We start from the raw sequence: 13,263 nt of genomic DNA, 5'->3' as shown, positions 1-13,263 counted from the left end.
TTTTTTGATTTGTTAAAATAATACATTTATACTTTCACAGTCTTCCACTTTCCTTTTTTAAACAAAATAAAAGCAACGATGGTAATTAAAGTTTCTGCAGCCGGAATAGAAATAAATACTCCTTTCGGTCCCATCCCGAAATGCTTGGAAAGAAAATAGGCCAATGGGATCTGAAACAGCCAGAATCCGAAGAAATTCACCCAGGTTGGCGTCCATGTATCTCCCGCTCCGTTAAAAGCATTGATCAGCACCATTCCCATTCCATAGAAAATAAATCCTACACTCATAATGTGTAATGCATTTTTAGCGAACTCTTTGATCTCAGTTTCCTGTGTGAAAAAACCTACCAGAAAATCTCCAAGCAGGAAAAATATTAAACTTACAGCCAGCATGAAGATCACATTATATTTTACGGTCTTCATCACAGATTGTTCTGCCCTCAACATTTCATTGGCACCCATATTCTGGCCAACCAGTGTTGAAGCTGCATTGCTCAACCCCCAGGCGGGAAGAATAAAGAACATCATCAGTCTTAAAGCGGTTTGATACCCTGCAGACGCATTTTCACCTCCAGTAGTTGCTACTAGCTGAGCAAGAAAGATCCAGCTACATGAGGCAATCACAAACTGAAAAATTCCTGGTGTTGCAATTTTCACAATAGCTTTTATCTGCTTGAAATCAGGGGTGAAATAAGGAAGTGCAATACGGATCTGGGTATCTGCCACCAGAAGATGATACAATTGATAAATCACCCCAATACTTCGTCCTATGGTAGTTGCCAAGGCTGCTCCCGTAAGCCCCATGGCAGGGATAGGCCCGAATCCTTTGATCAGAACAGGGCATAATATAATGTTGACAATATTGGCAATCCATAGAGACTTCATTGCAATAGCTGCATTTCCTGCTCCCCTAAATATCCCATTGATCAGAAATAAAAGCATTATGATGACACTGCTTCCCATCATAATCCTCGTGAAATCTTTTCCGTAGGCTGCAGCTTCAGGTTTTGAACCCATCAGAATCAAAATTTCTTCGGCATAAATAACACCGAATAAGCTTAGAATAAAAGTAATAACAAATGAAACCAACAAAACCTGTGCAGCACTTCTCGAAGCCTGTTCCGGATTCTTTTCTCCAATTCTCCTCGCAACCAAAGCGGTAGCCGCCATACTCATCCCTATTGCAATGGAATACATTACAGAAAGCACGGATTCCGTTAAACCTACCGTCTGAATTGCATATCCACTTTCTTTCAAGTGTCCTACAAAGTACAGATCCACCAGGGCAAAAACAGATTCCATAGCCATTTCCAGCATCATAGGAACAGCCAGAAGGAGTACCGCACTTCTTATCGTTATTTGAGTATAATCTACTTCCTCGCCACTAAATGCTCGTTTGAAAAACTTTATATATTTTGTCATTTTCTAATCAATAATTATCTGATTTTCAAAAATACAAATTCAATTCTTATAAAAATTTAGTTACTCATATCAAAAAAATAATTTAGATTTGTATATTCTTAAAATGAATCTTATGAAAAAAATAATCTCTACTGCCTTTATCCTTGTAGTTTCAGTAGCTGCCAATATGCTTTCTGCTCAGATGCTTAGTAAAGCTCAGATGCAATCCATTCAGTCTGACAATGTTGCTTCATTTAAAAAGAATTTTCAAAAAGCAGATTACAATAAGTGCTTCCCTCTTAAAGATGAAACGTTCAGTGCATTAGGTTTCAGTTCTCTTTATGGTAGGAATAATATTGTTAAATTCCTTCTGGAAAACCAGGCAGACGTTAATAAAGAATGTAATGGGAAAACGCCTCTTGCATTAGCTAAATTAGGCAAGAAAGAACAAACCGCACAACTATTGATACAAAAAGGAGCTGTGAATAATTAAAAAGCCCTCAAATAATATACAAGACTTCCGAAAGGAAGTTTTTTTTGTTTACAGAACCTCCAAAAATCTTATCTTTGCATCCGGAATTTATGGTTGAAAACTTCATGATCAGAAAGCTAGACCCTATATATCTTAAACATTGAACCTTAAACAAATAATTATGTTTCGATCACACACGAACGGAGAATTGTCTCTGAAAAATCTTAATGAAGAAGTTACACTTTCCGGATGGGTACAGACTATCCGTGATAAAGGATTTATGATTTGGATAGATCTTCGGGATCGTTACGGAATTACCCAGTTATATTTCAATCAAGATATTTCTTCTACCGAAATGATTGAAAATGTAAAAAAATTAGGTCGTGAATTTGTGATCCAGGTTACGGGAAAAGTAATTGAAAGAACAAGTAAAAATCCAAATATTCCTACTGGTGATATTGAAATTTTAGTTGAAAAATTAACGGTTCTTAATGAATCAATTCTTCCTCCATTTGAAATTGAGGATAAACTTGATGTAAGTGAAGAATTAAGAATGAAATACCGTTATCTGGATATCAGAAGAGCTCCGGTAAGAGATAAACTGATCTTCCGTCACAAAATGGCGCAGAAGGTGAGAAATTATCTTTCAGACAAAGGATTTATCGAAGTGGAAACTCCGGTTTTAATCAAATCTACTCCCGAAGGAGCGAGAGACTTCGTAGTTCCAAGCAGAATGAATCCGGGACAATTCTACGCGTTACCACAGTCACCACAAACTTTCAAACAATTGTTGATGGTAGGTGGAATGGATAAATATTTCCAGATTGTAAAATGTTTCCGTGATGAGGACTTAAGAGCTGACAGACAGCCGGAATTTACACAAATCGACTGCGAAATGGCTTTCGTAGAGCAGGAAGATGTCATGAATGTGTTTGAAGGAATGACGAAAACACTGATCAAAGATATTACAGGTCAGGAATTCGGAGCATTCCCTAGAATGACATTTGCTGAGGCCATGCAGAAATACGGAAACGACAAACCGGACATCCGTTTCGGAATGGAGTTCGTTGAATTGAATGATTTAGTAAAAGGAAAAGATTTTAAAATATTCGATGACGCTGAATTGGTGGTCGGAATCAATGTAGAAGGATGTGCCGATTACACAAGAAAGCAGATCGATGAGCTTGTTGATTGGGTAAAACGCCCACAAATCGGAGCTTCAGGAATGGTTTGGGCTAAGTTTCAGAATGACGGCGTGAAAACCTCATCTGTCAACAAATTCTACAACGAAGAAGATTTAGCAAAAATCATCGAAAAATTCGGTGCTAAAGAAGGCGATTTAATGCTGATCTTATCCGGAAACGAAAATAAGGTAAGAGCCCAGCTTTCAGCCTTAAGAATGGAACTTGGAAACCGTTTGGGATTAAGAAAAGGAAATGTATTTGCACCACTTTGGGTTGTAGATTTCCCATTATTAGAATTCGACGAAGAAAGCGGACGTTACCATGCCATGCACCACCCTTTCACCTCTCCTAAACCTGAAGATATTCATTTACTGGAAACTGATCCGGGCAAAGCAAGAGCCAACGCTTATGATATGGTTCTTAACGGAAACGAGATTGGTGGAGGTTCTATCCGAATTTTTGATAAAGACCTTCAGTCTAAAATGTTTGACCTTTTAGGGTTTACAAAAGAGGAAGCAGAAGCTCAGTTCGGATTCCTGATGAATGCCTTTAAATACGGGGCACCTCCTCACGGTGGTTTGGCTTTCGGATTTGACCGTTTGGTGGCTATTCTTGACGGAAACGAAGTGATCAGAGATTATATCGCATTCCCTAAAAATAACTCAGGACGAGATGTAATGATCGACGCTCCCGCATCTATCGCTGATGCCCAGCTGGATGAACTGGAAATACAATTGAATTTAAAAGCATAAATTTAGAGCGGAGATTTTTCTCCGCTTTTTTATTATGAAAATTTTCATTCAAATAACTGTTTTAATAGGATGTGCAGCCTCTATAGGTGTTGTTGTATTTGCAATAGTCGTACTGCTGAAGAAAGTGATCTATCAGCCTCCTAGCGACCAAACTGAAGATCAAGACAAAACTTCAAACTATTTTTTTGCATTGGCATTATGTCTTTTTTTATCTTTCACTTCCTTTTTGGGAGGTAAAGAGCTTATAAGGCGTGATTTTCACAAGGCAATAAAAGAAAAGAAAATTGTCTCAGTGGAGGCTAACGGGTTCTTCTTTAGTCAAGAAGATTCAGCTGATTTATTCACAAAATTTGATTCTGATCCCGGACGCTACCATTGTGATACTTTTTTAGGAAGTATTAATTTTGAAAACAATGAGTATATTCCTATTGAGATCATCCGGCACTGTTATGAAAGAAATCAATATATCATTATTTCTAAGCAATATCCTTTAGATGCTACTATTGGAATCATCAACACTTCAAAATTTGATTTTATTCAGAACGACAGTATCTCTGTAAGCCAACCTTAAAACCTTTTTTTACAATAATTTTACTTCATTTTTAATATCTGATCTCTTCCCGGACCCGTAGAAAGATAAGTAATGGGAACTCCAAGCTCATCATTCAGAAAAGAAAGGAAATCTTTTAATTCCTCAGGCAGACCGGAAGCATTTTCAATAGCGGTAATATCTCCTTCCCAGCCTTTCATCTGTTTTAAAATCGGACGGGCATTTTCGGGAAGAGTTCCGGAAATGGTTGCTATATTTCCGTCTTCGAGCTCATAATGGGTACAGACTGCTACAGATCTCATTCCGCTTAAAACATCAGCCTTGGTCAGGATCACCTGAGTAACACCATTGATCATAATAGCATATCTTAAAGCAGGAAGATCCAGCCAGCCTATTCTTCTGGCACGTCCGGTATTGGAACCAAACTCATGGCCTTTATTTCTGATCTCTTCACCAAGATCATCAAAGATCTCTGTCGGAAACATACCATTCCCAACTCTTGTACAATACGCTTTTGCAATTCCGAATATTTCACCGACTTTCTTAGGAGAAATACCTAATCCGCTGCAGGCCCCTGAAGCAGTGGTGGAAGAAGAAGTTACATACGGATAAGTACCGTGGTCTATATCCAGCATTGCAGCCTGGGATCCTTCTGCCAGAATTCTTTTTCCTTCAGATAAAGCTGTATTTAAAAATAGCTCTGTTTCCATACGAATGAACTTCTTCAAAAATTCTATAGCCTCAAAAAACTCTATGCTGATTTCTTCCAATGAAGGAAGCACCCTATCACCGCCTGCAATCAATCTGTAATCTCTTTTTAAAATATGTCTTACCCTGCTTTCAAAATCCGGAGACTCTATGTCTTCAACTCTTACATTCTGTCTTAAAATCTTATTGGAATAAGCCTGTGCAATACCGTTTCTTGTAGTTCCTATGGTGGTGTAATCAGGATTATCTTCCATAAAGACATCCAAAAGTCTGTGCGTAGGAAGCACCAGATGTGCTTTTCTGGAAATAATCAGATTCTGTTCCGGATGAACAGTTCCGTCAAATTCTTTAAGATTTAAAATCTCTTTTTTCAGACTTACGGGATCCAACACTGTTCCTGTCCCGATCACATTCTGAACACCTTTCATAAAAATCCCGGAAGGAAGAGATTTCAGCGTGATTCTTTTTCCGTTACGTTCTATACTGTGTCCGGCATTCGCACCACCGTTAAAACGAGCCGTGATGTCATAATCCTCACTGATGAGGTCAATAAACTTACCTTTACCTTCATCACCCCATTGCAATCCTAATACAATATCCATATTCATACTTTACATTTATACTGCAAAGCTATGGCAGCTGACATAGGAGGCCATTGTCATTTGGCAAAAAAGTATTTATACGATATTTCTTCTGATCCGGCTTAATGAAGAAGGGGTAATACCGAGATAAGAAGCCAGCATAGACTGTGGCACCCTGTTAGCAAGGCCCGGATAATGATCTAAAAAATGAATATAACGTGATTTAGCATCCAGATTCAGCATGGTACTGGCTACCTTAAGTTTATTCTCTGCTACAAAAGCATGAAGCCTGGCAAATAATACCGGCCAAATAGTAATTTCTTTCTCCAGCTTTTTAAAATGATCAAGATCAATTGCCAGCAGTACCCCATCAGTTATTGCTTCAATATACTCAAGCGAAGGCATTTGATCCGCAAAGCCATGAAAATCACCGATAAATCTTCCCTCATAGATAAAGTAACGCGTAAAATCATCTCCCTGCTTATTATAGTACAAAGACCTGAAAACGCCTTCTTTTACAAAAGCAATCTTTCGGCTCACTTTTCCGGCTTCTATGAAAACTTCTCCTTTAGGAATGGTGATTTCATTTAATCCTTCAGCGATTAGCAATTCTTCCCCAGTATTCAGTACCCCGAATTTTCTTATGTATTTAAAAAGTTCCTCCATAGTTATTTCTGCCCGAATATTGGGAAAATATAAATGTATAAAAATAGTGTGGAGAAGCCATTGTCATTTGACAACAAAGCAAATAAAATGTACCACATCATCTTTTCACGGCATGTTAATTGATTGATTTTTAAAAACGTAAGACAATGAAAGCAATCTGGAACGGCGCCATTGGCTTCGGTTTAGTCAATATCCCGGTTAAAATCTATTCAGCCACAGAAACCACAAAACTGGACCTCGATATGCTCGATAAATCTGATTTTTCTAATATCAAATTTAAAAGAGTGAATGAGAGTACCGGAAAAGAAGTAAAATGGGAAAACATTGTAAAAGGTTATCTCATGGATGAAAAATACATCGTTCTCGATGAGGAAGATTACGAAGCTGCCAGCCCTGAGAAAACCAAAATACTTTCTATTGACCAGTTTGTAAAAGAAGCAGAAGTAGACAGTGTGTATTTCGAAAACCCCTACTATCTGGAACCTCAGAAAAACGGTGAAAATGCGTACAGGCTTTTGTTAAAAGCTTTACAGGAAACAGAAATGGCAGGCATCGGAACCTTTGTCCTCCGTGATAGTGAAGCTATTGGAATGATCAGGCCTTATAATGAAGAAATACTGGTTCTGAACCGGCTTAGGTTTCATCAGGAGATAAGAGATTATAAGGACCTTAAAATTCCTGCTCAAAAAGCCCCTAAACCCGCAGAGCTCAAAATGGCAGTAAGCCTTATCAAACAGCTTTCCCAGGACTTTGATCCCATCATGTATAAAAACACTTATTCTGATGAACTGATGAAGATCATCAAAAAGAAAGCGAAAGGCAAAAATATAAAAACCAAAAAAGCCGAACCTGCGAAAGAAGGAAAAGTGATTGATCTTATGGCTCAATTAAAAGCCAGTCTGCAAACTCCTAAATCCAAATCTGCATCGTAATGGCTCTAAAAGATTATAACAATAAAAGAAAGTTCGATGAAACGACCGAGCCTAAAGGAAAGGCAAAAAAAAGCAAAGACCAACTGATTTTTGTCGTTCAGAGGCATGCAGCTTCCCGTCTTCACTATGATTTCAGGTTAGAAATGGAAGGGGTATTGAAAAGCTGGGCTGTTCCCAAAGGCCCTTCACTGGATCCAAAAGACAAACGTCTTGCTATGATGGTGGAAGACCATCCCTATGATTATAAAGATTTTGAAGGAAATATCCCCGAGGGAAACTACGGAGCCGGGCAGGTAGAAGTCTGGGACAGTGGAACGTATGAACCTTTAGACGATACGAGCAAACTTTCTGACGAAAAGGAATTATTAAAAGAACTAAAAGCAGGTTCCATAAAATTCACTTTACACGGCAAAAAGCTGAAAGGTGAATTTGCTTTGGTTAAAATGAAAAATGCTGAAAATAATGCCTGGCTTTTAATTAAGCATAAAGATGATTTCGCTGAAGACCAATATAATGCGGAAGAAAATACATCTCCGAAATCTTTGGTGACGAAATTTTTAGAGGAAAAAAAAAGCCTAAAAAACGACAAAAAGAAGTCATAACTTCTACAACAAAGCCAGAGTTTCAAAGGTTTAATTCTTTAGTTGACGAAAAAAAACTGAAGAATTTCATTAAACCCATGCTGGCAAAACCTTTTGAAAAAGCCTTCGATGATGAGAACTGGCTTTTTGAAATCAAATGGGACGGCTACAGGGCAATTGCTGATCTCAGCCATACTGATCTCCTATTCTACTCCCGAAATGGGATCTCATTTTTATCAAAATTTGAAAAAGTCACGAAAGGTTTTAGCCAACAAAAACATAAAATGATCGTGGATGGTGAAATTGTCGCATATGATGAGTATGGAAAGCCTAATTTTCAGCTTTTACAGCAGATCGGTGATCATCCTGATCTTGCATTAACCTATCAGGTTTTTGATCTTCTCTGGCTGAATGGCCATTCGACCGAAGAACTTCCTCTCCTACAACGTAAGGAACTTTTAAAAGAGGCTTTAACAGAAACGGATGTGATTAAATACTGTGACCATATTCCAGAAAATGGAATTGCTTTTTTTAACCAAATGAAGAAAATGAAGCTGGAAGGGATGATCGCAAAAAAGGCCGACAGCTTATATGTTGAAAACCACAGAACAAATGACTGGCTTAAAATAAAATTCACGAATACGGATGAAGCCATTATCTGTGGATTTACAGAACCCAGAGGTTCGAGGGAAAGTTTCGGAGCTTTAATTTTAGGAAAATACATTGACGGAAAACTGATTTACTGTGGCCATACCGGAACAGGCTTTAATAACGAATCTTTAAAACAAATTTACGACAGGCTTCAAAACCTTATTATAAAAACATCCCCATTTGAAACTGCTCCGAAAACAAATATGCCCGTAACATGGACAAAACCTGAGCTAGTATGTGAAATTAAATATTCTGAAATCACAAAAGATGGTATCTACCGGCATCCTGTTTTCCTGGCTATCCGTGAAGATAAAGACCCCGAAGAAATTAAACTAACTCCAATCAACAAAAAGTCTAAAGAAATGAAAGCCAAAACGCCATCAAAGAAATCAGAGAATTCCGAAAAAGAAAAGGAAATTACTCTGGATAAGCATCAAGTAAAGCTCACCAATCAGGATAAGATCTATTTTCCGAAAGACGGCATTACCAAAGGCGATGTGATCGACTATTATCAGTCTGTTGCTACTTATATTCTTCCTTATTTAAAAAACCGTCCATTATCACTCAACCGTTTTCCTAATGGTATTGAAGAACAGGGATTTTACCAGAAAGATGCAGGAGATAATATGCCGGACTGGATCAAAACGACAAAGGTTTATTCGGAATCCAATGACAAATACATTGACTACGTTTACTGTAATGACAAGGCAACTTTAGCGTACCTGAATAATTTAGGCTGCATCGATCTGAATCCCTGGAACAGTTCACTTCCTGATCTGGAACATCCGGATTATCTGGTGCTGGACCTGGACCCATCCAAGAAAAATTCATTTGATGACGTAATTGAAACTGCTCTTCAGGTGAATGAAGTTTTAAATTCAGTTAAAGTTAAAGGCTATTGCAAAACTTCCGGCAGCACAGGAATCCATATTTATATTCCGATGGGAGGAACATACGATTTTGACCAGGTCAAAGATTTCGCACATATCTTAATGAAACAAGTCAATGAAAAGCTTCCGAAACTGACAACGCTGGAAAGAAGTTTACAGAAAAGAGATGATAAGAAAATTTATCTGGATTATCTGCAAAACAGGACAGGACAAACATTAGCAAGTGTTTATAGTTTACGTCCAAAAGAGGGAGCTGCCGTTTCTATGCCATTGGAATGGAATGAAGTAAAGCCTGGTTTGAAGCCTACTGATTTTACGATTCACAATGCTTTAGAAATGATCAAGGACAAGGGAGATTTGTTTAAACCGGTGTTGGGAAAGGGTATTGATATGATGAAGGTATTGAAATTACTCCAAAATAATGATTAATTTAGAATATTAACTAAGACCAATGAAAATCATTTATTTAATTTGTCTGCTATCTTTTATAGGTTGTACTAATAAAGAAATTTCTGAAAAAAATAATTCGGGACAATCTAAATATTCATTTGAAAATATATTTAGTTACAATAAAGAGGATACAATATTTATAAAATCTCGATTTACAGATTGTGGGGAATGGGGAGGCCATGAAGAATTCATCAAAGTCTATCGTTTAGAAAGAAAAATTGGATTAACCTATATAAAATATAAAGTCACTTGTGGTAATATAGATAGCTCAGGCTCACCTATCCAAACTAAAAATATTACTCGTAATTTTATTTTATCAGATTCACAACAATTAAGTTTAATGACTTATTTCAATAATTTAATGAAATTTAAATTCATTGATAAAGAATTGGGTAATAGTGGCAATTCTTTTTTAATCGAAGATAGTAAAGGAAAATTAAGGCTTTCCCAATATGGGAATAATATTCAATTACTTAATAATTACAATAGTTTAATGAAAAGCCTAGGCCTTTCAAAGGTGATTATTGAAAATAAATAATCTATGGAAGTTTCGCCACCAAACTTTCCGGTAAGATTTTCAAAATAGTATAAATAATTTTCCATTTAAAATTCGGGACAATAGTGAAAGAATTTCCCGCATTGACGATATGTCGTGCTACATAATCCGGCTCCATAATCAGAGATTCATTAAGTTGAAGCCCTTCATTAATCTTTGTTCTGATATAACCGATTACCAAGGCATTGACCCCAATTTTTCTTGAGGCTAATTCCTGTCGTAAACCTGCTAAATACTGAGTAAACGCAGCTTTGGTACTTCCATACACAAAATTACTTTTCCTTCCCCTTACGCCTGAAAGTGAAGACAACCCGATAATTCTTTCCAGGTGAGCATTACTCTGATCCATTGCGATAATATTCAGGATGGAAACAGCTCCCATATAATTGACCTGCATCATCTGCTGTGTACCTTTAAAATCTCTCAATGCTTTCTCATTGTCAACAAGAAAACCGGCTGCATATACTGCAATATGAGGTTTTACAGGAAGTTGATCATAAAATGTCTGATGGGAATTAAAATCTACCGCATCAAAATACAGTATTCTAACCTTTGAGGAATCCAGTTTGTTGTCTTCAACAAATTTTTCAAGTGAAACAGTATCCCTCGAAGCAGCCAGTACAGAAAATCCTTTTTCAAGGTACTGCCTGATGCACTGCTTGGCTACATCTGAATTGGCTCCCAGAATGAGAACGGTTTTGCCTGTAATTTGATTCATGATGCAAAGATATTTTATTTTGGGAGTTTGAAAAATGAATTTTAATTATGTGGGATTTTTTTAACTACTGATTTCACAAATGAGTTCTCGAATATCATAAGGGTAAACCTGATATTGAGAGTTAAATGAGACCTGATTATTTTTTAACGTAAAGATTTAAATGCTTCTGCAATAGTTTTGAGATGGGCAAAAAGATGTGGCTGCGCCACTGATTAAGCTTAAGGCTAGGTATTTGTCTATAAAAGACTCGGCGCGGTGAACTTTGTTCACCGCGCCGAGCCAATATCTTCAAACTAAAAAAATTATTTCTTTTCAGTATCGATTTCTTTTTTCTCTGCTGTTTTTTCAGCAGCAGCTTTTGCTTTTTCTCCAAAACGCGTTTCAGTAAATTCTCTTGAAACGGCTGCTTTTTCGAATTTCAGTTTTCCTGATAAAGTTTCGATAACGAAACCATCATCCTGAACCTGAGCAATTCTTCCGTGAAGACCTGAAGTAAGGACTACTCTAGTTCCTACTTTTAAGGTTTCCTGAAAGGTTTTCTCCTGCTTCTGTTTTTTCATCTGTGGTCTTATCATTAGAAAATAAAACCCCACAAACATTACCCCCATCATGATCAGCATCATAGATGAAGACCCCTGCTGTGCCTGTAAAAAGATTGTCAACATATACTTATATTATGGTTGGATGTTCGCTGTGAACGTTAATTTTATAGGAGCCTTATCAACGTTGGCAAATACGTCTGCATACTTCTGAACGTTTCCGTCAAAGCTTGAAGAGTCAAAATGCAATGTGATATTTCCTTTTTTACCCGGAAGGATAGGTTCTTTAGTAAAATCAGGAGCAGTACATCCGCATCCAGGTTTTACTTCAGAGATCACTAAAGGATTTTTTCCTGTATTGGTAATCTCATAAATGTGCTGTACTTTCTCTCCTTTTTTGATTTTTCCAAAATCGAAGTTGTTTTCAGAAAGGGCAACTGATGTTAATGGCTGGTTTGAAACCGGAGCCGCTGCTGCGTTAGCTACTGCTGGTGCTGCCGCTGAATCAGTTGGAGCCGTTTGTTGTATTGCTGTAGAATCTGCTGTTGCAGTTTCAGTACCTTGAACTTCTTTGTTTTCTTTCTTACAAGAAACCAAACCAAATCCTATGATAGACAAAGCGATAATTGATAATGTCTTTTTCATGTTAAATTCTATTTTGATCTTTACAATATTTATCCAAAATTCCGTTAATGAAGATATTGGAACGGTCTGTTGCAAATACTTTTGCGATTTCAATATATTCATTAATAATAACTCTTGAAGGCGTCAAAGCAAAATTATCCAGTTCTGAAATAGATGTTGACAAAATTACTTTATCCATTAAAGAAACTCTTTCCAGATCCCAGTTTTCCAGTCTTTCGCTTAGTTTTTTCTCATTAGCTTCCCAGTTGTTCAGGGTATCTCTAAGAAGTTTTCCTGCAAAAACTTTATCCTCTTCATCTTTAATCATTTTAATTAAAGTTCTGCTTTCTTCATCTTCTTTCAGGAAACCGATTGTTTTCTGTACCATTGAGTTGGCGATGTGAATATCATCGTACCAGGAAAGTTCTTTATCGCTCAGGTACTCCTGAAAATCTTCATTTTCAGCAATATATCTCAGAAACAGTTTTCCGATAAATTTCTGATCTGCTTCAAAAGAATATCCATCCTCTTTCATGAAATCCTGATAACGTTTCCCGGCTGTGATTCTTTGGAAAGTTTTCACCAATACATCATCATGCATATCCCATTTCAACTGCTTGTGCTGACCTGTGAAAAATAATCTCTCGGGATTTTCTTCCAGCTTGATCAGAACTTGATTATTGATGAATTTTTGGTTAGGATTAATTTCAGCATCAGTTTTAAGGTATTTGTTCTTCCCAATTTCGATCTGGGTTTCTGCTAATTCTTTCAGAGCGACCAAAAAATTGATCTGATAGATGTAGAGATTATAGATTTTCTCTATTCCAGAGAACATGTTTTTCTCTAAAACATCAAATTTTAAAGGATTTTGGTAGTATGAATACACTGTCTGTACTACTTTTTCACGGATTTGTCGTCTTCCTAACATTCAAAGAGCTTTTTATGGGTGCAAAGATACAAAAATTAAAATTGATGAAATTCGTAGTCTGCCTACATTTTCGTAAATTTG

14 protein-coding genes are annotated in these 13,263 nt (G+C 37.0%); 7 read left to right on the top strand and 7 right to left on the bottom strand.

Features of this window, described 5'->3' with window-relative positions; translation table 11 throughout:
* Positions 1-26: 26 nt before the first annotated feature.
* Positions 27-1,421: an MATE family efflux transporter gene (locus NZD88_RS07400; protein WP_259828481.1), complete on the bottom strand. Its 1,395-nt coding sequence runs from the start codon at positions 1,419-1,421 to the stop codon at positions 27-29.
* Between the two features lie 112 nt (positions 1,422-1,533).
* Between NZD88_RS07400 and NZD88_RS07395 the strand changes: the two genes are divergently transcribed.
* The 3 genes from NZD88_RS07395 to NZD88_RS07385 all read left to right on the top strand — a co-directional run bounded on the left by NZD88_RS07395 (position 1,534) and on the right by NZD88_RS07385 (position 4,379).
* Positions 1,534-1,893, top strand: a complete 360-nt coding sequence (locus NZD88_RS07395) for an ankyrin repeat domain-containing protein (RefSeq protein WP_259828480.1) — start codon at positions 1,534-1,536, stop codon at positions 1,891-1,893.
* Positions 1,894-2,053: 160 nt separating this feature from the next.
* Positions 2,054-3,808, top strand: a complete 1,755-nt coding sequence (gene aspS, locus NZD88_RS07390; protein ID WP_259828479.1) for an aspartate--tRNA ligase — start codon at positions 2,054-2,056, stop codon at positions 3,806-3,808.
* Between the two features lie 34 nt (positions 3,809-3,842).
* The gene (locus NZD88_RS07385) at positions 3,843-4,379 is read left to right on the top strand and encodes a hypothetical protein (RefSeq protein WP_259828478.1); all 537 of its coding nucleotides are present in this window, start codon (positions 3,843-3,845) and stop codon (positions 4,377-4,379) included.
* Between the two features lie 20 nt (positions 4,380-4,399).
* Here the strand turns inward: NZD88_RS07385 and NZD88_RS07380 are convergent, their stop codons facing one another.
* Complete coding sequence (locus tag NZD88_RS07380; RefSeq protein ID WP_259828477.1) at positions 4,400-5,674, bottom strand: adenylosuccinate synthase; 1,275 nt, start codon at positions 5,672-5,674, stop codon at positions 4,400-4,402.
* Positions 5,675-5,743: 69 nt separating this feature from the next.
* A complete protein-coding gene (locus NZD88_RS07375) occupies positions 5,744-6,313 on the bottom strand; it encodes a Crp/Fnr family transcriptional regulator (RefSeq protein WP_259828476.1) in 570 nt (189 codons plus the stop codon).
* Positions 6,314-6,459: 146 nt separating this feature from the next.
* On the opposite strand from NZD88_RS07375, the gene ku reads away from it, so the two are divergent.
* The 4 genes from ku (at position 6,460) to NZD88_RS07355 (ending at position 10,355) form a co-directional block, all read left to right on the top strand.
* Positions 6,460-7,245, top strand: a complete 786-nt coding sequence (gene ku / locus NZD88_RS07370; RefSeq protein ID WP_259828475.1) for a non-homologous end joining protein Ku — start codon at positions 6,460-6,462, stop codon at positions 7,243-7,245.
* Complete coding sequence (locus NZD88_RS07365) at positions 7,245-7,847, top strand: DNA polymerase ligase N-terminal domain-containing protein (protein ID WP_259828474.1); 603 nt, start codon at positions 7,245-7,247, stop codon at positions 7,845-7,847. The genes ku and NZD88_RS07365 overlap by 1 nt, the downstream gene beginning before the upstream one ends.
* A 77-nt stretch (positions 7,848-7,924) precedes the next feature.
* Positions 7,925-9,796, top strand: coding sequence for a DNA ligase D (gene ligD / locus NZD88_RS07360; RefSeq protein ID WP_259828473.1), 1,872 nt, complete (start codon positions 7,925-7,927; stop codon positions 9,794-9,796).
* Positions 9,797-9,818: 22 nt separating this feature from the next.
* The gene (locus NZD88_RS07355) at positions 9,819-10,355 is read left to right on the top strand and encodes a hypothetical protein (RefSeq protein WP_259828472.1); all 537 of its coding nucleotides are present in this window, start codon (positions 9,819-9,821) and stop codon (positions 10,353-10,355) included.
* A 1-nt stretch (position 10,356) separates the two neighbouring features.
* Here NZD88_RS07355 and NZD88_RS07350 read toward each other — a convergent pair whose 3' ends face one another.
* The 4 genes from NZD88_RS07350 to NZD88_RS07335 form a co-directional block, all read right to left on the bottom strand.
* On the bottom strand, positions 10,357-11,091 hold the full coding sequence (locus NZD88_RS07350; RefSeq protein WP_259828471.1) for an SDR family NAD(P)-dependent oxidoreductase: 735 nt from the start codon (positions 11,089-11,091) through the stop codon (positions 10,357-10,359).
* 302 nt (positions 11,092-11,393) lie between these two features.
* Positions 11,394-11,756, bottom strand: coding sequence for a preprotein translocase subunit YajC (gene yajC / locus NZD88_RS07345; RefSeq protein ID WP_259828470.1), 363 nt, complete (start codon positions 11,754-11,756; stop codon positions 11,394-11,396).
* Positions 11,757-11,765: 9 nt separating this feature from the next.
* Positions 11,766-12,275 carry a DUF1573 domain-containing protein gene (locus NZD88_RS07340; protein ID WP_259828469.1) on the bottom strand — a complete coding sequence of 170 codons (510 nt, stop codon included), beginning with the start codon at positions 12,273-12,275 and terminating at the stop codon, positions 11,766-11,768.
* A gap of 1 nt (position 12,276) precedes the next feature.
* A complete protein-coding gene (locus tag NZD88_RS07335) occupies positions 12,277-13,182 on the bottom strand; it encodes a transcription antitermination protein NusB (protein WP_169232966.1) in 906 nt (301 codons plus the stop codon).
* Between the last annotated feature and the right edge of the window lie 81 nt (positions 13,183-13,263).

The organism is Chryseobacterium pyrolae, from assembly GCF_025153485.1.
Classification (GTDB): Bacteria; Bacteroidota; Bacteroidia; order Flavobacteriales; family Weeksellaceae; genus Chryseobacterium; species Chryseobacterium antibioticum.
This window is presented reverse-complemented; position numbering and strand designations above follow the sequence as displayed.

Excerpts from the sequence above, each read along its gene's own strand:
- NZD88_RS07380 (WP_259828477.1), bottom strand. The coding sequence starts at position 5,674 with ATGAATATGGATATTGTATTAGGATTGCAATGGGGTGATGAAGGTAAA.
- NZD88_RS07385 (WP_259828478.1), top strand. The coding sequence starts at position 3,843 with ATGAAAATTTTCATTCAAATAACTGTTTTAATAGGATGTGCAGCCTCT.
- NZD88_RS07355 (WP_259828472.1), top strand. The coding sequence starts at position 9,819 with ATGAAAATCATTTATTTAATTTGTCTGCTATCTTTTATAGGTTGTACT.
- NZD88_RS07375 (WP_259828476.1), bottom strand. The coding sequence starts at position 6,313 with ATGGAGGAACTTTTTAAATACATAAGAAAATTCGGGGTACTGAATACT.
- NZD88_RS07400 (WP_259828481.1), bottom strand. The coding sequence starts at position 1,421 with ATGACAAAATATATAAAGTTTTTCAAACGAGCATTTAGTGGCGAGGAA.
- aspS (WP_259828479.1), top strand. The coding sequence starts at position 2,054 with ATGTTTCGATCACACACGAACGGAGAATTGTCTCTGAAAAATCTTAAT.
- NZD88_RS07365 (WP_259828474.1), top strand. The coding sequence starts at position 7,245 with ATGGCTCTAAAAGATTATAACAATAAAAGAAAGTTCGATGAAACGACC.
- ku (WP_259828475.1), top strand. The coding sequence starts at position 6,460 with ATGAAAGCAATCTGGAACGGCGCCATTGGCTTCGGTTTAGTCAATATC.
- ligD (WP_259828473.1), top strand. The coding sequence starts at position 7,925 with ATGCTGGCAAAACCTTTTGAAAAAGCCTTCGATGATGAGAACTGGCTT.
- NZD88_RS07340 (WP_259828469.1), bottom strand. The coding sequence starts at position 12,275 with ATGAAAAAGACATTATCAATTATCGCTTTGTCTATCATAGGATTTGGT.
- NZD88_RS07335 (WP_169232966.1), bottom strand. The coding sequence starts at position 13,182 with ATGTTAGGAAGACGACAAATCCGTGAAAAAGTAGTACAGACAGTGTAT.
- yajC (WP_259828470.1), bottom strand. The coding sequence starts at position 11,756 with ATGTTGACAATCTTTTTACAGGCACAGCAGGGGTCTTCATCTATGATG.
- NZD88_RS07350 (WP_259828471.1), bottom strand. The coding sequence starts at position 11,091 with ATGAATCAAATTACAGGCAAAACCGTTCTCATTCTGGGAGCCAATTCA.
- NZD88_RS07395 (WP_259828480.1), top strand. The coding sequence starts at position 1,534 with ATGAAAAAAATAATCTCTACTGCCTTTATCCTTGTAGTTTCAGTAGCT.